Genomic DNA, 23016 nt, shown 5'->3' on the forward strand with positions numbered 1-23016 from the left:
ACGCTACCACGTGTGATGGGCCGGTGAGTCTGGTTGCCAGGGAGCGAAATCCTCTGAGAAACAGCCATCCCGGATCGCCTGTCCTATGGCGGTTGTGAACCGGATCAGATGGGTGATGTTGTGCAGGCTCAGCAGCGTGAGACCCAACAGCTCCTCACTGCGGATCAAGTGATGCAGGTAAGCCCTGCTGTGGTTTTGACAGGCGATGCACGGACAGGTCGGGTCGAGGGGGGTGTGGTCATGCCGGAAGCGTGCGTTGCGCAGATTCCATCGTTCTCCTCCCACCAGTGCTGTGCCGTGTCGGCCAAGTCTGGTTGGAATTACACAGTCGAAGAGATCAATTCCGTTGGCCACAGCGATGGCCATCTCCCGAAGTGTGCCAATGCCCATGAGATAACGCGGTCGATCGGCAGGAAGCAGCGGCGTCACGTCGCGCACGATCCGGTGCATCTCCTCCACCGGTTCCCCGACGCTGACTCCTCCGACGGCGATGCCTGGCAGATCGAAATCCGCGACGGCCATGGCGCTTTCACGGCGTAGATGGGGAAAGCAACCGCCCTGAACGATCCCAAACAGAGCCTGGTCTTCGCGGCTGTGGCTGCTGACGCAACGTTCAAGCCAGGCGTGGGTGCGTCGGCAGGCGTCGACCACGTCGTTCTCCGTGGCGGGATAAGGCGGGCATTGATCAAACGCCATGACCACGTCAGCGCCGAGGGCCATCTGAATGGCGATGGCGTGCTCCGGCGTCATGTCGATCATGCGGCCATCACGAGGGTTTCGAAACACCACGCCCCGATCATCGATGCGGTTCAGGTCCCCCAGGCTGAAGACCTGAAAACCGCCGGAATCCGTCAGGATTGGACCTTGCCAACCCATGAACTGGTGAAGTCCCCCCGCCCCTGCGACCACCTCCTCTCCTGGTTGCAGATGGAGGTGATATGTGTTGGAGAGCACCATTTCGGCACCGGTGCGGAGGAGTTGCTCCGTGCTGATGCCCTTGACGGTGGCCAGCGTGCCTACGGGCATGAACCGCGGCGTATGAACCGGTCCATGTGGGGTCTGAAAACAGCCGCAACGAGCTGCACTGCGGGGGCAGTGCGCGCTGATTTCAAAGCTGAACACGGTTGATCACCGTTTTGTTGACCCTACGGTCACGCCTTGAGGGGGGATTCCGTTGACCTGATCCCTCACCCGTAGGTTTGAAAGGCCATGCAGTACGTCAATCGCTGGGAAATCACCACCCTGGTTGGCTGATTTTGCCGGAGCCTGGGTGTTTTATTCCGTTCTGCCCGGCTTGCCCAGAGTGGAACCAAGCTTCCAGCGAATCGCACGTTTTGCGCCCTGGATGGGGTTGGTGCTTGGCCTGTTTCAGGCTGGCTGCTGGTTGCTTCTGACGCCCCTCGGCTGGTCGTCTACTGCGTTGGCTCCGCTGCTGTTGGCCTTTGGCATCTGGTTCAGCGGGGGACTGCATCACGACGGCCTAATGGACACGGCGGATGGACTCGCGGCCGGAGGGGCGCGTCGTCTTGAAGCGATGGAGGACAGTCGCGTTGGGGCCAGCGGCGTTTTGGCTCTGGCCATGGTGCTGCTGATTGAGATGGGATCTCTGATTCAGCTGGGTCCCCAGGCCCCAGTTGCTCTGCTTCTGGCAGCAATCGGAGGGCGCGCCGCCCCGCTGTGGGCCATGGCTCATTTCGATTACCTCCGTCTCGATGGCTCCGCTGCCTTTCATCGTCATCACTTGCGTCCTGGCTGGGATCTTTTGCCGCTGCTGCCGTTACTGGGTCTGCTTCTGTTCCTGGCCGGTGCTCTCCCTGTGGTGATGGGGGCGTTGGTGGCTCTGCTGATACCGGAATGGCTTGGTCGACGGCTCGGCGGACATACCGGAGATTCCTATGGAGCCTCAGTGGTGCTCAGCGAGGCCTTCATTCTGCTGGTATTGGCGCTGCTGGCGATGGCCATCTGAGCTGAAAGGCATTGCCACTGCTTGGAAGTTCGGGAGCGATGCGCGACGGTTGAATCAGCAGCTCAAGGCTTCCGCCATGCTGCTCCGCCAGATCGCGTGCCAACGCCAGGCCTAGCCCCGTACCGGAACGGTCCTGCCCAGCTGCACCGCGGTATCCCCGCTGGAAGATCCTGTCCCGATCGGCTTCTTGGATGGGCGGCCCGCTGTCCCACACAGCCAGTCCATCGTCCAGGAGGCTCAGGCCAATCGACTGGTTAGGAGGGCTATAGCGGAAGGCGTTCTCCAGCAGGTTGGCGACGATCTCCACGATGGAATCGGTACCCGAAGTGGTGATGTCCGTTGCCCATTGCGGCCAATCCTGTGGCCCTTGCCAGGGTCGCCCCTGAAGCGAGGCTGTGGCTGCAGCGCGATCGATCAGGGGACGCAGCTGTTCCTGAAGAGAAACGGGGCTGGATGACAGCCCTGGTGGAAGCAGCAGGGGGCTGCCGGGATCGGCGGCGGCTGGGAGAACGTCCTGGTTCAGGCCATCCAGGGCATTGATGTATCGACCGAGCTGGCTCTGCTCGCTCAGCATGCCCTCCACAAGCTCTCGGTGCTGGCTGTCCGGTTCCATTCGCCGCAGCAGCAGCTGGGCGTAGGTCCGCAGGGCGGATAACGGGTTGCGCAGCTGGTGCACCAGCGTTTGCGTCTGGCGACGCTGGTCGATCAACTCCTGACGCAGCTGCAGGCATTCGAGGTCGAGTGTCAGTCCATGGCTGATCGCAACGGCAGTGCTGCGCAGTCGCTCGTCCAGTGCAGGACTCCAATCCGCTTCAGGGGGGATCTCGGCCCGTAATGCCCCGAGAATCAGCGAGCCGTCCTGAAGCGGGTACCAGCGTCGATCCGGAGACGGCAGTCGAAGATCTGGATCACGTTCGACCGCAGGCAGCTGGAGGTCTCCCCGTGGCCATTGCCGCACCAGCTCCAGCGCCGGGCCGGGGTTCTGTTCGGGTCGACTGAGGTAAAGCGCCAATTGACGCAGAGACGTCTTTTGGCAGAGCGCCGAAAGCAACCTGTCCGAGAACCCGAGAAATCGGTCTGTCAACGGCATCGAGACAGGTGTGCGGATGACAGCAGGGATTTGACCCGCTCGCAGGGGGACTTGAAAAATCTAGGAAAAGTCTTAAGATTTGAGGATCGACCGAGACAGAGCTCACAAGAGCGAATGTCCGCCAGACCTCGTAAAGGTTGCATTTCCGATGCGACCAAGGCTACAGCAGAGGTTGAAGAGTCCCCTGCTGTTTGCCGGCTCCGGCCTTGCTGGGTTGTTGGTGTTCCGACGGCTGCGGCATGGCTGCAGCTACTTCGTGACGCGGTCTCCTGACGTTCCTGCGTCGCCCAGTCCATTCCAATTGATCGGCGCAGTTTCCCTGTGTCCATCACCGGATGGTTTTTCAGCCTTGTTTTCCTCTTAAAAGTTCCATCCCCGGAGTTCAGTCATGTCCAAGAAGCGCAAGCGCATCAGTCGTCGCCGGCTTGCCGGGCAGCGTGTTCTGGCCCACGTGTCGACCCATCATCTCGAAACCGGCGAATACAAGCCCGTCACGGCGGCACGACGCTTTATCGCTGAAGCTGCGCTGGTTCCCCCTGCTCTGCTGAACGTTCGACGCAACGAGCACACGACCGACCGGTTTTTCTGGGGTGAGAAAGGTCTTTTCAGTGCCCAATACGCCGAGGAAAATCATTTCCTCTTCCCTTCTCTGAGGGTGATAGTCGATTCGGTGGGTGAAGATCAGCTCTTCGAAGGGCTCGATCTCGCCGCCGATGATTGGGAGGAGATGGAGGAATACGAATACGCCTTCGTCTGATCAGTTGCTGCTGGATTGGTTCAGCATCTGTATCAAGGTCTGGCTGAGTGAGGGCATCACGTTTTCAGGAATGGTGTGTCCATCCTGAAACTGATGCTTCTCACGGCGAGAGGGATCCAGTCGTTGCCAGATGGCATCCATCGCCATGGCTGGAACGATGGCGTCCTGATCGCCATGGAGCAACAGAACGGGGGGGTGCGTTGCAGGCGGAGTCCATCCCGGATGTGGATAGCCGCTGCATGAGATCACGCCTGCCAGGTTGAGGGAACACCCGACCTCCAGGGCCATGGCCCCTCCCTGGGAAAATCCGAAAAGCACTGTGCTGGAAAGCGCTTCTTCACTGCCATCGAGCTGCGTCAGCCTGGCTCTGAGGGATTCCACCGCTGCCGGCACGTCCTGCCACTGGGCTGGAAACAGGCCGTACCACTGCCGGCCAGGTGGTTGAGGGTGTGGTTCCGGTGCATCGAGAGCCAGTACATCGAGTGGAGTGGGATGGCGATGTTGGAGAGCCTCTCCCACCGGTCGCAGATCATCTGCATTGGCCCCCCATCCGTGCAGAAGAACCAGACGTGGCATCACTGGGGCCTTGAGCTCTGATGCGTAGGTTGGCTCAGCATCATGTTCCCGCGGGATTCATGGCTCCTTTCGCTCTCTTGAGTGTTTCGGACAAGACAGGCCTGGTGCCTCTCGCCGAGGCTCTGCATCGGCGCCATGGCTATCAGCTTCTTTCAAGTGGCGGCACCGCCAAGGTTCTCGAGGCCGCTGGGCTTCCGGTGACCCGTGTGTCCGACCACACCGGCGCTCCGGAAATCCTTGGTGGTCGCGTCAAGACGCTTCATCCGCGTGTTCATGGCGGAATCCTGGCGAAGCGTGGAGATCCTGGACACCGATCCGATCTGGACCAGCAGGGAATTGACGCGATCGATCTTGTTGTGGTCAATCTCTACCCCTTTCGGGAGACGATCGCCAAGGCTGATGTCACCTGGGACGAGGCCATCGAGAACATCGACATCGGTGGTCCGGCCATGGTGCGCGCCGCTGCCAAAAACCACGCTGATGTGGCCGTGCTCACGAGCCCGGAGCAATATGACCTCGTTCTGGCAGCCATGGATGAGTCCAGCGACGGCGTCCCCGCTGATCTGAAGCGATGTCTGGCTCTTGAGGCCTTTCAGCACACCGCTGCCTACGACACAGCGATCAGCGGCTGGATGGCTGATCAGGTTGATCGACCTGACAGTCCCTGGCTCAGTGCTGTTCCTCTTCGGCAAACGCTGCGTTACGGGGAGAATCCGCATCAGAAAGCACGCTGGTTCAGTCAGCCAAAGCAAGGCTGGGGTGGTGCCATCCAGTTGCAGGGGAAAGAGCTCAGCACCAACAATCTGCTCGACCTGGAGGCTGCCCTCGCAACGGTGCGGGAGTTTGGTTACGGCACAGACGGTGACCACCCAGCCAGGCAACCGGCAGCTGTTGTTGTAAAGCACACCAACCCCTGTGGCGTCGCTGTCGCTGACGGTCTGCCCGCCGCATTAACCAGGGCGCTTGATGGAGATCGCATCAGTGCCTTCGGGGGAATTGTTGCCATCAACGGGTGTGTCGAGGCTGCGGCTGCTCGGGAACTCACCAGTCTTTTCCTGGAGTGCGTGGTGGCCCCTGGCTTCAGTCCGGAGGCCCGGGAAATTCTTGCGGCGAAGCCCAATCTTCGATTGCTGGAGTTGGCGCCAGCTGCGATTGATGCCGCCGGCCCGGATCATGTGCGCAGCATCCTCGGTGGACTGCTGGTGCAGGATCTTGATGATCAGCCCAGCACCTCCGATGCATGGACGGTGGCGACTGTGCGCCCGCCGTCCCCGCAGGAACGCCAGGACCTTGAATTCGCCTGGCGTCTGGTGCGCCACGTGCGCTCCAATGCCATTGTTGTGGCGAGGGATGGCCAGAGCCTGGGCGTTGGTGCTGGTCAGATGAATCGAGTGGGTTCTGCCCGGCTTGCACTGGAGGCAGCCGCTGCAAAGGCCAAGGGCGCTGTTCTGGCCAGCGATGGCTTTTTCCCCTTCGATGACACCGTTCGTCTGGCGGCATCCCATGGCATCAGCGCCGTCATACATCCCGGCGGCAGTAAGCGGGATTCCGATTCCATCAAGGCCTGCGATGAACTCGGGGTGGCCATGTTGCTCACAGGTCGCCGCCACTTCCTGCATTGACACAGTCAGGGACCGTCGACCCCTAGCCTCTCGGAGTCGCTCCCCGTCGTTAGATGCTGGCCACGCTCCCTTTCAGCCTGAATTTTTTCCACCCATTGACGGAGTGGTCCTTGCTGGCCGTAGGGGGTTGGGCCCTTTATCTGGGGATCAAAGCCAAGAAGACCCGCACGGGAACTCCCGAACAACGCAAGCAGCTCGTCTCCGGCAAATTTGCCCAGCGTCATTACCGCTGGGGTGCGTTGTTTCTCGCTGTGATGACCCTTGGGACTCTGGGAGGCATGGCGGTCACCTATCTGAACAACGGCAAGCTTTTCATGGGTCCCCACTTGCTTGTGGGTTTGGCCATGACCGGGATGATCGCTGTGGCGGCCTCTCTTGCCCCCTTGATGCAGCAGGGCAATCTGATTGCCAGAAAAGCGCACGTTGGTTTGAATATGGGTGTGCTGACCCTGTTCCTCTGGCAGGCTGTCAGCGGTATGGAGATCGTCAACAAGATCTGGTCGAATCGCTGAGTGCTCAGAAAGCTGCTCGACGTCGAGGAGGGCACAGAAGCCCGTGATTGGCGTGGAAGTCCTCCTGGACTTTCCATGTCAGGCGCCGTGAGATCTGACGCACGATCTGTTTGAGAAGGTGATCACCGCTGGACTGCACGAGTCCGTCTGGAAGCATTGTGATCACCCGCGGCAGCCTGATCCAGACCGCAAGATCGAGATCCCAGCTGACAGCCGTTGCCTTGGACGCATCGTCTGAAACCTGAGAAGCCCAGGGCTTCAGTTCCATGCGGGCGCGGAAGTCAACGTCGTAGTGATCGTTGAGAGCTGGCCTGTCTCCGTCCATCTCCTCATGGAGATCAATGGTTTCAATCCTGTACACCTTCTGCACTTCAGGAAGCAGTCGCAGCCCGATCGTGGGTTCCACTTCGAACCCGAAATTGCCAAAACGTCCGAGTGTCAGCTCATAGGACTGGCGATCAACGGCTTGCACCTGCATGGGTGCCGCGCAGCGCTCAAACCAGTCGTCGTGACGATCCAGGTAGTCGGCTACAACCGACGTGGGGGCGAGCATCTCCATCTGGTCGGAGAACGAACTCCTGTAGCAACGGACCTGAGGATCAGATCCGTTGCCTAGATGGTCGGTGTCGTTGCGCGACAAAAGCAGCGAGGAACGGAAAATGTCTGCGGAGAGGCGGGCGAACCGACTTGAAATATGAAGCGATTGTAAAGCTCAATTCTCGCTGAGGCGCATCAGTTTCTGGATCACTTCCTCAACGGCGCGGTCTGGAGTGGAGGCGCCAGATGTGATCCCAACCGAAACCGGTCCTTCCGGCAGAAAGTTGGTCTCGATGGTCAGGTCCTCACCCAGTGGTTTGTGGTGGATCTGATTGCCGTCACTGATGCGATCAGGTGTGTCGATGTGGAAGGAACGGATCCCACGACTGATGGCGATTTCCTGGAGGTGGGTTGTGTTGGAGGAGTTGAAGCCACCGATCACCACCATCAGGTCAAGCGGTTCATCCACGAGGGAAAAGATCGCGTCCTGGCGCTCCTGGGTGGCATCGCAGATCGTGTTGAAGGCAAGGAAGTGCTCGTTCAGGTGGGCAGGTCCGTACTTTTTGAGCATGGTCCGCTCAAACAGGCGCCCGATTTCCTCTGTCTCGCTTTTCAACATCGTTGTTTGGTTGGCGACCCCGAGGTGCTGCAGATCGCGATCAGGATCGAAACCGGGGGAGCTGGCCCGCGCGAAGCGTTCCATGAACTCGTCGCGGTTTCCACGACCAAGGATGTACTCGGCGACGAGCTGGGCTTCTTCCAGATCGAGCACCACGAGGTACGTTCCGGCGAAGGAGCTCGTGGCCAGCGTCTCTTCATGCTTCACCTTGCCGTGGATAATCGAGGTGAAAGCATGTTTTTTGTGCTTTTCAACCGTGGTCCAGACCTTCGACACCCATGGGCAGGTGGTGTCAACGATGTGACAGCCGCGTTCGTTCAGCAGTTGCATCTCCTGCACGGTGGCACCGAAGGCAGGAAGAATCACGACGTCGCCTGAGCTGACTCCGGAGAAATCCTTCACCCCTTGGTCAACGGAGATGAACTGCACATTCATCTCACGCAGATGATCATTCACGGACGGGTTGTGAATGATCTCGTTGGTGATCCAGATCTTCTCGTTTGGATAGTGGCGGCGCGTTTCGTAGGCCATGGCCACAGCCCGCTCCACACCCCAGCAGAACCCGAAGGCTTCAGCCAGGCGCACGTTCAGGCGCCCGTGGATCAGCTTGTAACCGTTGTCCCGGATTGTGCCGATTAGGCCGCTTTGGTAGGCCTGCTCAAGGCTCTCCGCAACCTCCTCGGCGCGCCCGAAGCCACGTCGGTTGTAACGCTCGGAATGGTGTAAGGAGCGCTTGAAGGCGTGGGTGTCCATGGCTTGCGCTGTTGTGACATGACTCTATGAGGGTTCCGGTGGCTGGATCGCATCAAAAAGCCCGGCTCTGGTGAGCCGGGCGTGGATGTCGATCAACGAACTGTTCGGAATCAGTTGTTGGTGGTGGAGAAACCGGCGTAGGCCTCCATTCCGTGCTCTCCGATGTCGAGACCTTCGATCTCTTCTTCCTCGGTGACGCGGATGCCGCCGAAGAGAGCACCGATGATCTGCCAGGCGATGTAGCAGGTCACGATGGTCCAGATGGCATAGGCAGCAGCACCCAGGGCCTGGATGCCGAGCTGTTGAATGCCTCCACCCACCAGAAGGCCGAGGCCTGAGCCGTCGCCCTGGACGTCGTAACCCCAGAGACCGATCACGACCGTGCCCCAAACGCCGCACACACCGTGAACTGAGAAGGCGCCGACGGGATCATCGATGCCTGCGGCATCGAGAGCGGCAACGGAGAAGACGACGATGATGCCGCCGACCGCACCGGCTACCCAGGAGCCCATGAGGGTGAGGTTTCCGCAGCCGGCGGTCACGCTCACCAGGCCGGCCAGGATGCCGTTGATGATCATGGTGAGATCAGGCTTCTTCGAGGTGATTGTCGAGATCACCGTGGCAGCGATGGCACCGCCGGCTGCACCGAGGGTCGTGGTAACGGCCACGTACGGAACCCACTGGTCCATGGCCAGCTGGGAGCCGGGGTTGAAGCCGTACCAGCCGATCCAGAGGATCAGGGCGCCGAGGGTGGCGATTGACATGTTGTGGCCAGGAATGGCCTGAACGGTTCCATTCGCGTATTTGCCGATCCGGGGTCCGAGCAGCATGGCTCCGACGAGACCGGCCCAGGCTCCAACGGAGTGAACGATCGAAGAACCGGCAAAGTCAATGAATTCGACGCTGCCAACACTATTGAGCCAGCCGCCGTTCCATTCCCAGCTGCCGGCAATTGGGTAAATGACAGCGGTAAGCACGAGGGCGAAGATCACGAACTCGCCAAACTTGATCCGCTCGGCGACGAGGCCGGAAACGATGGTGGCTGCTGTTCCGGCGAAGGCCGACTGGAACAGGAAATCAACGGTGGGGACCAGGCCGGCATCGCTGATGGTCTCAGCGGTGACGGTCGGATCGAAGAAAAATCCTGCGAAGTACAGCCAGCCGTCGATCGCGGCATCGCCATACATAAAGGAGTAGCCCACGAACCAGTAGGCGGTCACCGCGAGGGCGAACACGAACAGGTTCTTGGCAAGGATATTGACGGCGTTTTTCTGGCGGCACATTCCGGCTTCAACCATGGCGAAGCCGGCGTTCATGAAGATCACCAGGATGGTGGCAACCAGCAGCCACATGTTGTTGGCCAGAAAGGCTGCATTGAGCTCCGGCAGTTCTTCAGCCTTGGCGGCGAAGGTGAAAATTCCCAGGCCCAGCAAGGCAACCGGCGCACATGCCAGCCAAGCAAGGGATCGATGGGAACTAAAACCTCGGATGCTCTTGAGAAGCATCATCGGACCTTCGAGAAGACTGGCTTCCTGAAGTGTTTTTCGGCGCCGGTCCGGCGGCGACTGAGTGGCAGTTGTCATGAACAAAGGGGGCAGAACTGCTAAACGAGCAAGGCCTCTAGTCCTTGCTTACGCACACACGGTGGCGACAGTTTCAGAGTGCTTATGTTTGATCTGATACAAAACTTGAAACTGGTCTCAATGGCCGCAGGGAGTTCCAGAGAATCGCGTTCGGTTCGTAACGGAAGCAGCAGGGCAGGACTTCCACGCCCGAATTCAGCGCCTCCCTGAACAGCTCGCCATAACGCGGATCAGCGGCATCGCCCGGTGCGAAGTCCTTCACATCCGCCCGGCTGAGGCAGGGGACGAGAACAGCTCTCGCGTCTGGCAGTACCCCCATCATTTCCACAAGGTGTTTCTGGCCGCGTTCGGTCACCGTGTCCGGGAAGAGGGCTGTCGTCCCATCGGTCCAGGTGGTGTTTTTCACTTCCAGGTAGATCGCCCTTGAATCAGGGTTGCTTTCCGCTGGTGTGAGGAGTAGATCAATGCGGCTGCGGCGATTCACGCCGTAAGGCACCTCCGCGCGGATGGCAGCAATGGGGCCGAGTTGCTCGTCAAGACAGCCCGCTTCAACGGCGGCGCGGATCAGGCGGTTCGGCACGGCTGTGTTGATGCCCACCCAGCAGGGTTTCCCGTCCACGCCTGGAACTTCAGCCTGCTCCCAGGTCCATGCCAGCTTTCGCTTTGGGGACGGTGCATGGCGCAGCCGAACTCTCTGGCCGGGAATTAGAACACCAGTCATTGGTCCGGTGTTGGCGCAGTGGGCCGTGATCTGTTGGCCGCTGCTCAGTTCCACGTCCGCCAAAAAGCGCTTGTAGCGCTTGATCAGGATCCCTTCCACAAGCGGCTCAAAGCTGAGCAGCGGTTTGCCCTCGAAGGCGCGGCCGGTCATGGCGCTAGCTGAGATAAGGCCATGGTGCTCCCGAACAAGCCCACAATGCGCGGATCCTGAATGCATCCGGATGGCGCGATCACTCAAGGGCATTGCCCTTGTCGTCACCCTTGGAACGCTGCTGAGCAAGTTCGGTGGACTGATTCGCCAGCTGGTCATCGCCGCCGCGTTCGGAGTCGGCGCCGCTTACGACGCTTACAACTACGCCTACGTGTTGCCGGGTTTTCTGCTGATCCTGCTCGGTGGAATCAACGGGCCTTTCCACAGCGCAATGGTGAGTGTGCTGAGCCGTCGGCCGCGTGCTGAAGGCGCCCACATCCTTGCGGCCCTGAACACCAGTGTCAGTGCTCTGCTGCTTGGCGTCACCGCCGTTTTGGTTCTTGCCGCTGGTCCACTGATCACGCTTGTGGGTCCAGGACTGAACAGCGAGTTGCATCGCATCGCCGTTGTTCAGCTGCAGGTGATGGCTCCGATGGCGTTGCTGGCCGGTCTGATCGGCCTCGGCTTCGGTTCACTCAATGCGGCCGATGAGTTCTGGATTCCGGCCGTCTCTCCGTTGATGTCAAGCCTTGCCCTGATCGTGGGTGTTGGCCTGCTCTGGTGGCAGCTGGGAGATGGAATCGCCCTGCCAGCCAATGCCCTGCTTGGCGGTGCTGTGCTGGCGGCAGCCACCTTGATGGGTGCCCTGTTCCAATGGTTGATCCAGTTGCCGGCATTGATTCGGCAGGGTCTGGCCCGCTTTCAGCTGGTCTGGGACTGGCGTCATCCCGGGGTGCGGGAGGTCTGGCGGGTCATGGGACCGGCCACCTTGTCGTCGGGGATGTTGCAGATCAATGTCTTCACCGATCTGTTCTTCGCCTCCGGAATCGCCGGTGCCGCTGCAGGACTTGGTTACGCCAATCTGCTTGTGCAAACACCGCTGGGACTGATCTCCAATGCCCTGCTGGTGCCTTTGCTGCCGACATTTTCAAGGCTGACAGCGCCGGAGGATCGGCAGGAACTGGTCTCTCGTATTCGCCAGGGCCTGATGCTGTCGATCACCTCGATGGTGCCGCTTGGAGGGCTGTTCATTGCTCTTGGGGCTCCGGTCGTGGTGTTGGTGTACGCCCGGGGCGCCTTCGACAGTGAGGCCGTCCGGCTTGTCACCGGCCTGCTGATGGCCTACGGCCTGGGGATGCCGGCGTATCTCGCAAGAGATGTTCTGGTGCGGGTGTTTTACGCGCTTGGTGATGGAACCACTCCTTTCCGCCTTTCGCTGGCAGGCATCGGCCTCAACATCGTTTTTGATTGGTTGCTTGTGGGAGGCCCCTCGCCCTGGGGCAACCAGCTGCCGTTCAGTTTCGGAGCGCCTGGCCTGGTGCTTGCCACCGTGGCGATCAATGTGATCACGTGTGCGGCCTTGCTGGTGGCCCTGCAGCGCAGGCTCGACGTCTTGCCGCTCAGGACATGGGCCGTCGATGCGGCCAAACTTTGTGGTGCCGGCCTGCTTGCCGCTCTGCCGGCCTGGTGGCTTCAGGGAGCAGTGCTCTGGCCCAACGGTCTGGCCGGGCAAGCTCTGCAGGTGGCCCTGCCTGGAGCGCTTGGTCTCGTCCTGTTCGGACTGTTGGGGTCCATCTTCGGGGTCCCGGAGGTCTCAGACCTTGGGAGTGCTCTGCGCCAGAGGCTCAGGATTCGTTGAGTCGGACTTCCCGGTCCTCTCGCACCTGGATTGGCAGCTCCAGCTGCTGCCGTCCGATCAGCTGAGGCCCTTGCACGGACACGATCCGGGCTTCTATGCCGAACTCACGGAATGCCGTCTCCAGTTCCTGAATCAACGCCTTCTCGACCTGAGCTTCCGGGTCGACAACTCGGCCGATCAGCCGCTCTCCCAGGGAGCCAATGCGCTGACGCACCACCTCTCGTGAGTTGGTGACTTCAATGATCAGCACATCACCAGTCCCAGAGGAGTGCAACCTTATCGGCAGTAAGGCTCGAGGATTTCCTCCAGTTCACGAAGCTGTGCGGGCGGTAAAAGTCTTGCCAGTGGCAGTTGTGTAGCTCCGCCCGCCAGCGACACCTTCACCGCTTCGATCGCTTGCCTGGCGGCAACGGAAGCGCCCTGCTCAACACGGGCACTGCACTCAATTGCTAAGGGGCCAGCAAGATCAGCATCTCCCAGGTAGAGATGCCAGCCGCTGATCTGGATGAAGAGTCGGTCGGCAAGTGTGGCCTGCAGATCCTGCAGGTCGGCAGCGGGAAGCGACATCTCAGGGGATCGAGTCCTTGCTCATGCTGCCTCAGCCGTCCGATGGATCCGACGCGGGTTCCGGACGCTGGGCGATCACCACGATCAGGTGCAGGAGCAACCCCGCCAGCCAGAGGCCTGTTATCCAACGCAATCCCTGCCAGGGATGACGCATTTCCTGGATGAACCAGAGGCCACTGTTCAGGGCCGCGAAAACCATCGCGTGAAGGGTGAGATTCACCACACGTTCGAAATGCCGGTAAGTGGGATCGTCGGGATCGGCGGGGCCGTACCAGCGGATCGGCATAGCGATGATCAAGGTTGCGAGGCCGATTGTGGCGCCCGAACGGCTTCAGTTGACGGAGGCCCCCTCGATGGGGTCTGATGGTCGGACGCAGGCGCTTGTAGCTCAGCGGATTAGAGCATCTGACTACGGATCAGAGGGTCGGGAGTTCGAATCTCTCCAGGCGCGCTTTTTAACTGCCCTGCGGGCAGTTTTTTTTTTGCTCATTTGCTTCACGGACGGAAGGAAATCGTTTCTTACGATCGGTTTAAGGACAGACGACTTGCCATGAATGAGCTGAATGACAAAGCAATCAATACCGACCTGGCCGCTGCAGATCCGGCGATCGCCGAACTGATCGACCGGGAGCGATTGCGTCAGGAAACGCACCTTGAGCTGATCGCCAGTGAGAATTTCGCGTCCAGGGCGGTGATGGAAGCGCAGGGGTCCGTTCTCACCAACAAATACGCCGAGGGCTTGCCCCATAAGCGTTACTACGGGGGTTGTGAACACGTTGATGCCATTGAAGAGCTGGCGATTGACCGCGCTAAGCAGCTCTTCGGTGCCGCCTGGGCCAATGTCCAGCCCCACAGCGGTGCTCAGGCCAATTTCGCCGTGTTTCTGGCGTTGCTCCAGCCGGGAGACAAGATCATGGGATTGGATCTGTCCCACGGCGGACATCTCACACACGGTTCGCCGGTCAACGTCAGCGGGAAGTGGTTCAACGTCGTGCAGTACGGCGTCGACAAAGAGTCCCAGCGTCTCGATATGGAGGCGATTCGTGAGCTTGCCCTGGAGCACAAACCGAAACTGATTGTCTGTGGTTATTCCGCATACCCACGAATTATTGATTTCGCTGCATTCCGGGCCATCGCTGATGAGGTTGGGGCGTTTCTCCTGGCGGACATGGCGCATATCGCCGGTCTCGTTGCTGCCGGGGTCCATCCCAGCCCTGTTCCGCACTGTGATGTGGTGACCACGACCACGCACAAAACGCTGCGGGGCCCCCGCGGAGGACTCATTCTTTGTCGTGATGCCGACTTCGCGCGGAAATTCGACAAAGCTGTTTTCCCCGGCAGCCAGGGTGGGCCGTTGGAACATGTCATCGCTGCCAAGGCGGTGGCGTTCGGAGAAGCCCTCAAACCCGAGTTCAAGGCCTACTGCCGTGAGGTTGTCGCGAATGCTGCGGCACTGGCGCAACGTCTGATTGAGCGCGGCATTGATGTGGTGAGTGGAGGCACCGACAATCACGTTGTGCTCCTGGATCTGCGTTCGATCGGGATGACAGGCAAGGTGGCTGATCTCCTGGTCAGTGATGTGCACATCACTGCGAACAAGAACACGGTGCCTTTTGATCCGGAGTCCCCGTTCGTGACAAGTGGACTGCGCCTGGGAACAGCCGCTTTAACCACGCGAGGCTTCGACAACGCCGCTTTCCGGGACGTTGCGGATGTGATCGCTGACAGGCTGCAGAATCCCGAGGATGACGCCATCCAGCTGCAATGCCTGGCCAGGGTTGAGGCTCTTTGTCGGCGCTTCCCCCTCTATTCCAGAGAGAAGCAACCAGCGCTTACCTGAGTGGACCAGTCCGGCTTGGAAGCAAGCCGGGGTACTTCCTAGGATCAAGACAGCCTTCATGAACTGAGGGCCTGCCCGCTTCAGGAGCTTCCGTGTCCCTCGCCTCCAGCCCTGTTGCGGTTGCCTCGGTGAGTTTTTTGTTGGCTGCTGCCATCACCACATCCCTCGTTCCGGTTGTGCGTTCGACCGGGATGAGGTTCGGCCTGACAGATAAGCCCGACCCCCGCAAGCAGCACAGCACGCCAATGGTCCGTCTTGGCGGAGTGGCCATGGTGCTTGGTTTCGGGCTCGCGTTGACGGCGATCTGGCTGATGGGTGGGTTTGGACTTCTCGCTCCGGCGAGGGATCAATTGATCTGGAGCACCCTCGCCGGATCTCTCTGCTTCTTTTTGATTGGTCTCGCCGATGACCTGTTCGCCCTGTCCCCCTGGCCAAGGTTGGCCGGACAGGTGCTGGTCTCCAGCGTGATCTGGAGCGAAGGGGTTCGCATCGGTGCGATTGATCTGCCCTGGCTCACGGCCACTGGAACTCCGATCGTGTTGCCGGACAGTCTCAGTTTGATCGCCACGGTGATCTGGCTGGTCGGCATCACCAATGCCATCAACTGGCTCGATGGACTGGATGGTCTGGCTGCCGGTGTTGCCGGAATTGCTGCCGTTGGTCTTGTATCGGTGAGTTTTTCACTGCACCAGGTCGCGGCCGGTTTTCTGGCCGCGGCGCTAGCCGGCTCCTGCCTGGGATTTCTGAGACACAATTTCAATCCGGCTCGCATCTTCATGGGCGATGGCGGTTCCTATTTCCTTGGCTTCTCACTGGCGGCCGTGAGCATCGTGGGTCCCGCCAAGGGTCTGACCACCGTCAGCCTGTTGTTGCCGCTGTTGATCCTTTCCCTGCCTCTGGCGGACATGTCCGCCGTCATCATGGGTCGGCTGCGCGAGGGGCGTTCACCCTTTCACCCGGATCGGCGCCATCTTCACCACAGGCTGTTGCGAGCCGGTTTCAGCCATCGCCGCACCGTGTTGTTGATCTACGTCTTTACCCAGTGGCTGGCTGCTCTGGCGTTGGTTGTGGCCAATGCCGAGATGCGGTTTCTCTGGTTGGCTCTCGCCACGGCGATCCTTGTGGCCACCGTGGTGATCAGCCGCCGTCAACTGCAGACGGAACTGGCTTTTCGAGAAACAGCTCCGTCCACGACCTCAGACCCGAAAGGGATCGCCTCCTGCGGCGATCGTCATGGCTGATCGCGGTGTCGAGATCCTGTGTGTCGGCACAGAGCTTCTGCTGGGCAGCATCCTCAACGGCAATGCGCGCTGGATTTCAGAGCGCCTGGCCTGCTTAGGTCTTCCCCACTACCGACAGACCGTTGTCGGAGACAACGAGGAACGACTCAAATCGGCGGTGCTGGAGTCGGCAGACCGCAGCAGCATCCTGATCACCACCGGCGGTTTGGGCCCTACGCCGGACGATCTCACCACGGCAAGCCTGGCCGCTGCTTTCGATACCCCTCTGGACGAACGTCCTGAGTTGTGGCGGGAGATCCAGGACAAGCTTGGCTCCGGTGGCAGGCCGGTGGCCGCAAGCAATCGGCGCCAGGCGTTCTTGCCACGAGGCGCAGACGTTCTCCCAAACCCCCTGGGATCCGCACCGGGAATGATCTGGTCCCCGAGGCCGGGTTTCACGATCATCACGTTCCCGGGGGTGCCGTCTGAAATGCGGGCCATGTGGTCAGCGACCGCCGAGCCCTGGCTGCGGCTGCACGGCGGAGCTGCCGGCATCTTCGCCAGTCGTCAGCTTCGCTTCACCGGGATTGGGGAATCCAACCTCGCTGAACAGGTGACGGATCTGTTCGAGGGCAATAACCCAACGGTTGCTCCCTATGCCTCGCTCGGCGATGTGAAGCTGAGAATCACGGCCTGTGCGGCCGACCCCATGGCGGCGGAGTCGCTCCTCGATCCGGTCGAAGCAGACCTGCTTCGACGGGCTGGCCAGTACTGCTATGGCCGCGACGACGACAGTCTGGCGTCTGTTGTGCTGCAGCTTTTGCGTGATGCCGGTGAGACGCTTGCCGTGGCCGAGTCGTGCACCGGTGGTGGGATCGGCGCTGCTATCTCTGCCGTCCCCGGATGCTCGGATGTCTTTCTCGGAGGGGTCATCGCTTACAGCAATGCGGTGAAGCAGAAGCTGCTGTCTGTGAACCCCAAGCTGATCGAGACCCATGGCGCCGTTTCAGATCCTGTCGTGGCGGACATGGCCCAGGGGGTTCGCAAGATCACTGGCAGCGACTGGGCCGTGGCCGTGAGTGGTGTCGCCGGCCCCGGCGGAAGCTCCCCCGACAAGCCAGTGGGGCTGGTGCATCTCGCCGTGGCCGGTCCTGATGGTTGCGTGGCTGCAGCAGAACGTTTCGGCGGGCGTCGTGGACGTGATGCGGTGCAACAGCTGAGTGTGATTCGAGGTCTTGATCGGCTCAGGCTGCGTCTGCTGAACAGGCTCCCGATGTCTCAGAGCTAGGGTTCTCGACTGCCGCAGTGGCGCTGTTGAGTACCGGCACCCTCTACGACAAGGTCTGGGATCTGCATTGCGTGGGGGATCTCCCAGGAGGATCAACGCAGCTGTTTGTCGGTCTGCACCTGATCCACGAGGTCACCAGTCCTCAGGCGTTCGCGGCACTCAGAGACAAGAGACTGACTGTGCGATGTCCCGAACGCACCGTCGCAACGGTTGATCACATCGTTCCAACCACCTCTCAGGCGCGACCGTTTGCCGATCCCTTGGCAGAGGAGATGCTCAGCACCCTGGAGCGCAATTGTGAGGAGTACGGCATCCAACTGAATGGCCTCGGGAGTGGACGCCAGGGAATCGTGCATGTGATCGCACCTGAGCTGGGATTAACCCAGCCAGGGATGACCATTGCCTGTGGGGACTCCCATACATCCACCCACGGGGCCTTCGGGGCCATTGCCTTCGGAATTGGCACCAGCCAGGTTCGTGATGTACTCGCCAGTCAGACCCTGGCGATGAACAAGCTGCGGGTCCGTCGCATCAGTGTTGATGGCCAGCTGGCGGATGGAGTGAGTGCGAAGGATCTGATCCTTCATGTGATTCGTGTGCTCGGCGTCAAAGGCGGAGTCGGGTATGCCTATGAATTCGCCGGGACGGCCATCGAGGCTCTCTCCATGGAGGAGCGGATGACGGTCTGCAATATGGCGATCGAGGGTGGTGCCCGCTGCGGTTATGTCAATCCGGATCAGGTCACCTTTGATTATCTGAAGGGCCGCGTTCATGCCCCTTCAGATGAATCGTGGCAACGCGCGGTGGCCTGGTGGCGCGGACTGGCCAGCGATGGCGATGCAGTTGTGGATGACGAAATGGTGTTCAACGCCGCGATGATTGCTCCCACCGTTACCTGGGGAATCACCCCTGGCCAGGGGCTTGGGATCGATGAGCGAATTCCGGCGTTGGAGGAGTTGGACCCCGGAGAACGCCCCATCGCTGAAGAGGCTTATCGGTATATGGATTTGCATCCCGGGACGGCCATTGCCGGAGTTCCTGTCGATGTTTGCTTCATCGGCAGCTGCACCAACGGTCGTCTCGGCGATCTGCGTGCGGCGGCGGCTGTCGCCCAGGGCCGGCATGTGGCTTCGGGAATTAAGGCGTTCGTCGTTCCTGGATCGGAACAGGTGGCGCGGGATGCGGAGGCCGAAGGCCTCGATCGGGTGTTTCGTGCGGCCGGATTTGAATGGAGAGAGCCAGGTTGCTCCATGTGCCTGGCGATGAACCCCGATCGACTGGAAGGCCGCCAGATCAGTGCCAGCTCAAGCAATCGCAATTTCAAAGGGCGTCAGGGATCAGCCAGTGGTCGAACCCTGTTGATGAGCCCCGCCATGGTGGCTGCCGCCGCCGTCCATGGCCACGTCATCGACGTCCGCCGTCTGTCTCTGAATCCCGTCAAGGCATGAGCACGTTTCCCAATGGCTCCATTCCGCAAATCGAGGGCAGGGCGCTCGCTCTGCAGGGAGAGGACATCGATACGGATCGGATTATCCCGGCGCGGTTTCTCAAATGCGTGAGTTTCGATGCGCTTGGTGGCCAGGTCTTTGCGGACGATCGCGCTGAGCTCAACGGTGAGCATCCATTCGACCGCTCCGAGTTCCAAGGGGCCAAGATCTTGGTGGTGAATAGCAACTTCGGTTGCGGCTCCAGCCGTGAACATGCACCCCAGGCGCTGATGCGATGGGGTCTACGAGCGGTTGTCGGGGTCAGTTTCGCTGAAATCTTTTTCGGGAATTGTCTGGCACTCGGGATTCCATGTGTCACGGCGAGCCCGGACACGATTGAGTCGATTCAGCAGGCAGTTCTCGCTGCACCAGACCAATCGTTATGTCTTGATCTGTCGTCGATGCGTCTTGCATCCAGCAGTGTGGACTGGGCTGTCGCGATGGAGTCCGGGCCGCGCGAGATGCTTCTGAGTGGTCGCTGGGATGCCACGTCACAACTTGTGGAGAACAGTGCGGAGAACAAGGCTCTGATGGCACGCCTTCCTTATCTCAACGACTTCATTACGGCCTAGATAGCAGAAGACTGGCTGCGGGATTGGACGCGTGGGTCTATGAAAGAGATAGGCGATGGCGTGATGTCTCGATGGCTCAGTTCACTGTGCGGCCCGCGTCCGTTCTTGCGGGTCTTTTGGCTCCATTGGCAACAGCTGTGGCTGTTGCGGCGCCTGTGCCTCTGGCCATCGAACCTTTGCAGGAGTCGATGCGTTCCCGATTGCTCCTTGAAGGTGCCTGCCGGGCTTGTGATCTCAGGAATGTTGATCTCCGTTCAGCGCATCTGATCGGCGTTGATCTTCGTGGGGCTGATCTCCGTGGAGCTGATCTACGCCTTGCCAATCTCGAGGGAGCTGATCTGAGCGGAGCGTTGATGAGCAAGGCTGATCTGCGGGAAGCCAACCTCACCAATGCTGATCTCAGCGATGTGGATTTATCCCATGCCGACCTCAGCGATGCGTTGGTGATCAATGCGTATGCCCCAGGGGTCCGTACGGATGGAATTCGCTTTGTCGGGGCCAATCTCACGGGAAGCAACCTGATCTACGGCGGGGCTGATTGATCAGAGAGGCAGGTTATCGACTCTGTCATTAACCCTGACGGGGTTGTAAGGAACAAACGGAACGCCGGTGCCATTGAAGTCGAAGTCGTTGAGCCGGAAGCGAACACCGCCGATGCCTTCATAGGGATTGAAATAGATGCCGATGTCGTAGCTGCGTCGTTGCCAGCGGAATTCGATGTTGGAGTTGATCACATCTCCGTAGTACTGCGACCCAGGGTCGACATTGAGGCTGACTCCGCTGCTGATGACCAGCGGTCCGGCGATCTGCTGTGTGATGCCCAGCCCGAGCGTTCCGAAATCAACCACCCGGTCGAATTCGAAGGGACTGGCGCCTCCGCGCAGGGTTCCGCCACCAATCACCGTGAGCTGCGTGAAATCCATGAAGGGCTTGCTGAACGTTCCCAGCGTCAGCGTGGGCCCTCCACTGAAACTCAGGGTTTGCTGGTAGTCCCCGGTTCCGTACGCCGCGAGGGTGCTGTTGACGTTCGTGTTGAGCGTGACGCCAGGGACGATCGGCTCCGGTGTGTAGCGATAGGCGGCCTGAGGTGTGAGTTCCGCGGTTTCTCCAGTGACCAGTGGAAAGCTGCTTGAAAGAGATCCGAAGAGACTGCCTCGTCCAGTCCGCAGCATCTTCTTGCTCTTGTAGCGATCGGCGTAGTAGTCGCCGAAAGCGCCTCGAACCAGATAGCGATGGGTGGACTCACCCTGTGCCCACTCACCACGCTGCTCGCCGTACAGGCCATAGGCCGCATTGATATCGGTTTCTCCAAGAGATCCATTCCAGGATCTGTAGCGATAGGTGCCAAACAATTCGGCCTTCACCGATCCCAGTCCACCCAGGTTGAGGTCGCGGCCGAAACTTCCCCAGTAACGACTGCCATCCAAAAAATTGCTTGGATTGAAGGTGCTGATGTCGGCATTTGCCTTCAGCCGATAGCCGCCGTAACCACCCGTCAGTTGGCCTTCGAGGCCCAGCAGGTCTCCAACCCCGTCGCCCTTGCCGTCGACGGCGCGCTGGATCAGAAGTTGCGGTTGCAGTGTGACTTCTGTGTCTGAACCGAGCTCAATCGGCTTGAGGTTGCGACCGACGAACAAACCATCTCGGTCTTTGTTGTCGATTCCCAGGACCCAGCGGTTCTCGACTTCTTCTTCCTGTTCGATCAGTTGGCGACGACTCACTGGAATTGGGAGTCGATCCTCCACCAGAAGTCTGTTGCGTCGTGCCGTGATCAGGATGGCGCCGTTTGGTTGCTCCCTGGCGATCACCCCCTCTGCATCGATACGTGTCTGCGCTGGGGTGAAGGGATCATTCGTGAATCCCATGCGATCTGCCGTCCAGCCTTCAGGCGTGATCTGAACCCGAGAAGCCTGGATTCGCCAACGGCTGATTGTTCCATCGATGAGCTGGGTGCTGCCCATTCGCTTGAGCTCCGGCACCTTCACCACGCCGAAACGATTCTCATCCTTGACGTTCGAATTGAGTCGCATCAGTGGAACTCCGCTGCGACGTTCCACTTTCAATGCTCCCTGGAACGACACGTCACTCACACGTTGATCGATGTTGGCGATCGCTTCAGTCCGGCGGCCCTGCTGAACGGCCGGAGGAACGCTGGGTTGAGCGGGTGGCTGTTCAGTAGATCCCTGGCTCTGAGCTTGACCGCCATCGCCAAGGGCCACAGCTTCCAGCTGATCGGAGAGTGAGCTGGGTTTGACGCGATCCTCACGATCCGGGTCAGGGCAGCCGAGCGGTGGAGGCATGACGGAAGATTCTTGCTCCGCCGGTTCGTCACCCCAGCGGTAACGCAGTCCCAGCAGATAGGCATTGCTTCCTTCCGTCACACCGTTGTAAGTGCCAAAGGCACCGGAGCGGTGATGGATGCGACCGACCAGTGAGAGTTCGGACGACACAGCCGCTTCCACTTCAAAGCCCATGTAATTCAGCAGCTGGGTGTAGTTCTCACGGAAGGTTTTCTCGTAGAGGCTGTAATCGGTGTTGTAACTGACGCCTTCGATGAAGCCGAAATTCAGCCAGGGCTGAACCCACAGCCTGGCTCCGATCCCCAGGATGCCCTCTCCGAAAGCCTGAGACTGCAGGTCCTGGTAGGGCGTTGCCTGATTGAACTCGCCTCCCGGTTGTCGGCCGGCTTTGTGACCGAACAGATCGGCTTCCAGTTCGAGTGATAGCGGTCCGGCGCGAAAGATTCGTTTCTGCAAGCCGAGGCCCAGCAGATATTCCGGACGCATCCGGCCGTTGAACAGGAATGTGTCGCCGAAGTTGGAATCAATGGACTGGCCACCCCAGGCGGTGACAGCCCAGGCTTCGGGGTTCCAGTCCGGCGGGGGCGGCAGATCGGGAGGGCATGCCATTCCCTCATCAGGTTCCTGGACGGTTGAAACGTCCGGCTCAGGCTTGCTGGCTAGGGATGTGACCGCGCTGTCCTGGTCGTCTCCGGCATTGGTCTGAGGCTCCGATGCACCGATGACACCGGAGAACGACTCAAGATCGACAACGCCGTAGACGTCGTCCAGTTCTCCTTCGTTCTGAAAGAGGTTGTAGCGAAAGGCTGAGGCCTGGAAGTACTGCTTTCCCCGTTGCAGCCTGACGGAACCACGGGCGAACAGGCTTCGGAAACCGGTATCGAATTCAATGCGATCCGCACGCAGAACCGAGTTCCCGATGACAACGCGAACATTTCCTTCGGCGATGGTGACGCCTCGCCGCTGGTCGTAAAACTGATGATCGGCCTCGAGCTGGATCTCCTCCGGCGGCTGTGGAGCTTCTGCCGGCTGCACAACGGAATCCTGTTCGGTTGGCGCGGGCTCAGCGGCCAACGGCAGATAACCAACCGAAGTAAAACCGGCTAACAGCCAGCCGGAGAATGACAGAAGAAGGCGGGGCGCCGCCAAAGGATGCCTGCTGGGGGCTGCGATCCTGC

23 protein-coding genes and 1 tRNA gene are annotated in these 23016 nt (G+C 60.1%); 13 read left to right on the forward strand and 11 right to left on the reverse strand.

Annotated elements, in window-relative coordinates; translation table 11 throughout:
• Positions 1–3: 3 nt before the first annotated feature.
• Positions 4–1122 carry a tRNA guanosine(34) transglycosylase Tgt gene (gene tgt / locus SYN9616_RS0113020; RefSeq protein ID WP_028953482.1) on the reverse strand — a complete coding sequence of 373 codons (1119 nt, stop codon included), beginning with the start codon at positions 1120–1122 and terminating at the stop codon, positions 4–6.
• A gap of 124 nt (positions 1123–1246) precedes the next feature.
• Between tgt and cobS the strand changes: the two genes are divergently transcribed.
• Positions 1247–1966 (forward strand): adenosylcobinamide-GDP ribazoletransferase, encoded by a 720-nt coding sequence (gene cobS / locus SYN9616_RS0113025; RefSeq protein WP_232200455.1) that lies wholly within the window; start codon positions 1247–1249, stop codon positions 1964–1966.
• Here cobS and SYN9616_RS0113030 read toward each other — a convergent pair.
• Positions 1926–3056: a sensor histidine kinase KdpD gene (locus tag SYN9616_RS0113030; protein WP_028953484.1), complete on the reverse strand. Its 1131-nt coding sequence runs from the start codon at positions 3054–3056 to the stop codon at positions 1926–1928. The two genes, cobS and SYN9616_RS0113030, sit on opposite strands and share 41 nt — an antisense overlap.
• A gap of 114 nt (positions 3057–3170) precedes the next feature.
• Between SYN9616_RS0113030 and SYN9616_RS18000 the strand changes: the two genes are divergently transcribed.
• Both SYN9616_RS18000 and SYN9616_RS0113035 read left to right on the forward strand, forming a co-directional pair.
• Positions 3171–3329 (forward strand): hypothetical protein, encoded by a 159-nt coding sequence (locus SYN9616_RS18000; protein WP_232200460.1) that lies wholly within the window; start codon positions 3171–3173, stop codon positions 3327–3329.
• A gap of 115 nt (positions 3330–3444) precedes the next feature.
• Positions 3445–3813, forward strand: a complete 369-nt coding sequence (locus SYN9616_RS0113035; protein ID WP_028953485.1) for a DUF3155 domain-containing protein — start codon at positions 3445–3447, stop codon at positions 3811–3813.
• Here the strand turns inward: SYN9616_RS0113035 and SYN9616_RS0113040 are convergent, their stop codons facing one another.
• Entirely contained in the window at positions 3814–4389 is a 576-nt protein-coding gene (locus SYN9616_RS0113040) for an alpha/beta hydrolase (RefSeq protein WP_028953486.1), read from the reverse strand.
• 59 nt (positions 4390–4448) lie between these two features.
• Between SYN9616_RS0113040 and purH the strand changes: the two genes are divergently transcribed.
• Both purH and SYN9616_RS0113050 read left to right on the forward strand, forming a co-directional pair.
• Entirely contained in the window at positions 4449–6011 is a 1563-nt protein-coding gene (purH, locus tag SYN9616_RS0113045) for a bifunctional phosphoribosylaminoimidazolecarboxamide formyltransferase/IMP cyclohydrolase (RefSeq protein ID WP_028953487.1), read from the forward strand.
• A gap of 53 nt (positions 6012–6064) precedes the next feature.
• Positions 6065–6523 carry a DUF4079 domain-containing protein gene (locus SYN9616_RS0113050; protein ID WP_028953488.1) on the forward strand — a complete coding sequence of 153 codons (459 nt, stop codon included), beginning with the start codon at positions 6065–6067 and terminating at the stop codon, positions 6521–6523.
• A 4-nt stretch (positions 6524–6527) separates the two neighbouring features.
• Here SYN9616_RS0113050 and SYN9616_RS0113055 read toward each other — a convergent pair whose 3' ends face one another.
• The 4 genes from SYN9616_RS0113055 to sfsA form a co-directional block, all read right to left on the reverse strand.
• On the reverse strand, positions 6528–7076 hold the full coding sequence (locus SYN9616_RS0113055; RefSeq protein WP_232200465.1) for a DUF1997 domain-containing protein: 549 nt from the start codon (positions 7074–7076) through the stop codon (positions 6528–6530).
• A gap of 159 nt (positions 7077–7235) precedes the next feature.
• Entirely contained in the window at positions 7236–8432 is a 1197-nt protein-coding gene (locus tag SYN9616_RS0113060) for a 4-hydroxy-3-methylbut-2-enyl diphosphate reductase (RefSeq protein ID WP_028953490.1), read from the reverse strand.
• A gap of 110 nt (positions 8433–8542) precedes the next feature.
• Positions 8543–10015, reverse strand: coding sequence for an ammonium transporter (locus tag SYN9616_RS0113065; protein WP_028953491.1), 1473 nt, complete (start codon positions 10013–10015; stop codon positions 8543–8545).
• A gap of 82 nt (positions 10016–10097) precedes the next feature.
• Entirely contained in the window at positions 10098–10886 is a 789-nt protein-coding gene (gene sfsA, locus SYN9616_RS0113070) for a DNA/RNA nuclease SfsA (protein ID WP_028953492.1), read from the reverse strand.
• Positions 10887–10956: 70 nt separating this feature from the next.
• Between sfsA and murJ the strand changes: the two genes are divergently transcribed.
• Positions 10957–12564: a murein biosynthesis integral membrane protein MurJ gene (murJ, locus tag SYN9616_RS0113075; protein ID WP_028953493.1), complete on the forward strand. Its 1608-nt coding sequence runs from the start codon at positions 10957–10959 to the stop codon at positions 12562–12564.
• Here murJ and SYN9616_RS0113080 read toward each other — a convergent pair.
• Genes SYN9616_RS0113080 through SYN9616_RS0113090 form a run of 3 tightly spaced genes read right to left on the reverse strand, consistent with a single transcriptional unit; the run spans position 12551 to position 13417 of the window.
• On the reverse strand, positions 12551–12814 hold the full coding sequence (locus SYN9616_RS0113080) for a hypothetical protein (RefSeq protein ID WP_028953494.1): 264 nt from the start codon (positions 12812–12814) through the stop codon (positions 12551–12553). The two genes, murJ and SYN9616_RS0113080, sit on opposite strands and share 14 nt — an antisense overlap.
• Before the next feature lie 26 nt (positions 12815–12840).
• Positions 12841–13131 (reverse strand): DUF3181 family protein, encoded by a 291-nt coding sequence (locus tag SYN9616_RS0113085; protein ID WP_028953495.1) that lies wholly within the window; start codon positions 13129–13131, stop codon positions 12841–12843.
• Positions 13132–13162: 31 nt separating this feature from the next.
• Complete coding sequence (locus SYN9616_RS0113090) at positions 13163–13417, reverse strand: hypothetical protein (RefSeq protein ID WP_028953496.1); 255 nt, start codon at positions 13415–13417, stop codon at positions 13163–13165.
• 91 nt (positions 13418–13508) lie between these two features.
• Here SYN9616_RS0113090 and SYN9616_RS0113095 point away from each other — a divergent pair.
• The 7 genes from SYN9616_RS0113095 (at position 13509) to SYN9616_RS0113125 (ending at position 20080) form a co-directional block, all read left to right on the forward strand.
• Positions 13509–13582: transfer RNA gene (locus SYN9616_RS0113095), tRNA-Arg, on the forward strand.
• Between the two features lie 99 nt (positions 13583–13681).
• Positions 13682–14971 (forward strand): serine hydroxymethyltransferase, encoded by a 1290-nt coding sequence (gene glyA / locus SYN9616_RS0113100; RefSeq protein ID WP_028953497.1) that lies wholly within the window; start codon positions 13682–13684, stop codon positions 14969–14971.
• Between the two features lie 92 nt (positions 14972–15063).
• On the forward strand, positions 15064–16212 hold the full coding sequence (locus SYN9616_RS0113105) for an MraY family glycosyltransferase (protein ID WP_028953498.1): 1149 nt from the start codon (positions 15064–15066) through the stop codon (positions 16210–16212).
• A complete protein-coding gene (locus SYN9616_RS0113110; protein ID WP_028953499.1) occupies positions 16205–17479 on the forward strand; it encodes a competence/damage-inducible protein A in 1275 nt (424 codons plus the stop codon). The genes SYN9616_RS0113105 and SYN9616_RS0113110 overlap by 8 nt, the downstream gene beginning before the upstream one ends.
• 26 nt (positions 17480–17505) lie before the next feature.
• Complete coding sequence (gene leuC / locus SYN9616_RS0113115; protein ID WP_028953500.1) at positions 17506–18927, forward strand: 3-isopropylmalate dehydratase large subunit; 1422 nt, start codon at positions 17506–17508, stop codon at positions 18925–18927.
• Positions 18924–19538: a 3-isopropylmalate dehydratase small subunit 2 gene (locus tag SYN9616_RS0113120; RefSeq protein ID WP_028953501.1), complete on the forward strand. Its 615-nt coding sequence runs from the start codon at positions 18924–18926 to the stop codon at positions 19536–19538. Before leuC ends, SYN9616_RS0113120 begins: the two co-directional genes overlap by 4 nt.
• A gap of 71 nt (positions 19539–19609) precedes the next feature.
• Positions 19610–20080 (forward strand): pentapeptide repeat-containing protein, encoded by a 471-nt coding sequence (locus SYN9616_RS0113125; RefSeq protein ID WP_028953502.1) that lies wholly within the window; start codon positions 19610–19612, stop codon positions 20078–20080.
• Here SYN9616_RS0113125 and SYN9616_RS15875 read toward each other — a convergent pair whose 3' ends face one another.
• A complete protein-coding gene (locus SYN9616_RS15875) occupies positions 20081–22987 on the reverse strand; it encodes a DUF3769 domain-containing protein (protein WP_084218361.1) in 2907 nt (968 codons plus the stop codon).
• Between the last annotated feature and the right edge of the window lie 29 nt (positions 22988–23016).

Source organism: Synechococcus sp. CC9616, from assembly GCF_000515235.1.
Classification (GTDB): Bacteria; Cyanobacteriota; Cyanobacteriia; order PCC-6307; family Cyanobiaceae; genus Parasynechococcus.

Coding starts and splice junctions, on each gene's coding strand:
- SYN9616_RS0113030 (WP_028953484.1), bottom strand. CDS start 3,056: ATGCCGTTGACAGACCGATTTCTCGGGTTCTCGGACAGGTTGCTTTCG.
- SYN9616_RS18000 (WP_232200460.1), top strand. CDS start 3,171: ATGTCCGCCAGACCTCGTAAAGGTTGCATTTCCGATGCGACCAAGGCT.
- SYN9616_RS0113035 (WP_028953485.1), top strand. CDS start 3,445: ATGTCCAAGAAGCGCAAGCGCATCAGTCGTCGCCGGCTTGCCGGGCAG.
- SYN9616_RS0113040 (WP_028953486.1), bottom strand. CDS start 4,389: ATGCCACGTCTGGTTCTTCTGCACGGATGGGGGGCCAATGCAGATGAT.
- purH (WP_028953487.1), top strand. CDS start 4,449: ATGGCTCCTTTCGCTCTCTTGAGTGTTTCGGACAAGACAGGCCTGGTG.
- SYN9616_RS0113050 (WP_028953488.1), top strand. CDS start 6,065: ATGCTGGCCACGCTCCCTTTCAGCCTGAATTTTTTCCACCCATTGACG.
- SYN9616_RS0113055 (WP_232200465.1), bottom strand. CDS start 7,076: ATGCTCGCCCCCACGTCGGTTGTAGCCGACTACCTGGATCGTCACGAC.
- SYN9616_RS0113060 (WP_028953490.1), bottom strand. CDS start 8,432: ATGGACACCCACGCCTTCAAGCGCTCCTTACACCATTCCGAGCGTTAC.
- SYN9616_RS0113065 (WP_028953491.1), bottom strand. CDS start 10,015: ATGACAACTGCCACTCAGTCGCCGCCGGACCGGCGCCGAAAAACACTT.
- sfsA (WP_028953492.1), bottom strand. CDS start 10,886: ATGACCGGCCGCGCCTTCGAGGGCAAACCGCTGCTCAGCTTTGAGCCG.
- murJ (WP_028953493.1), top strand. CDS start 10,957: ATGGCGCGATCACTCAAGGGCATTGCCCTTGTCGTCACCCTTGGAACG.
- SYN9616_RS0113085 (WP_028953495.1), bottom strand. CDS start 13,131: ATGTCGCTTCCCGCTGCCGACCTGCAGGATCTGCAGGCCACACTTGCC.
- SYN9616_RS0113090 (WP_028953496.1), bottom strand. CDS start 13,417: ATGCCGATCCGCTGGTACGGCCCCGCCGATCCCGACGATCCCACTTAC.
- glyA (WP_028953497.1), top strand. CDS start 13,682: ATGAATGAGCTGAATGACAAAGCAATCAATACCGACCTGGCCGCTGCA.
- SYN9616_RS0113110 (WP_028953499.1), top strand. CDS start 16,205: ATGGCTGATCGCGGTGTCGAGATCCTGTGTGTCGGCACAGAGCTTCTG.
- SYN9616_RS0113120 (WP_028953501.1), top strand. CDS start 18,924: ATGAGCACGTTTCCCAATGGCTCCATTCCGCAAATCGAGGGCAGGGCG.
- SYN9616_RS0113125 (WP_028953502.1), top strand. CDS start 19,610: ATGGCTCAGTTCACTGTGCGGCCCGCGTCCGTTCTTGCGGGTCTTTTG.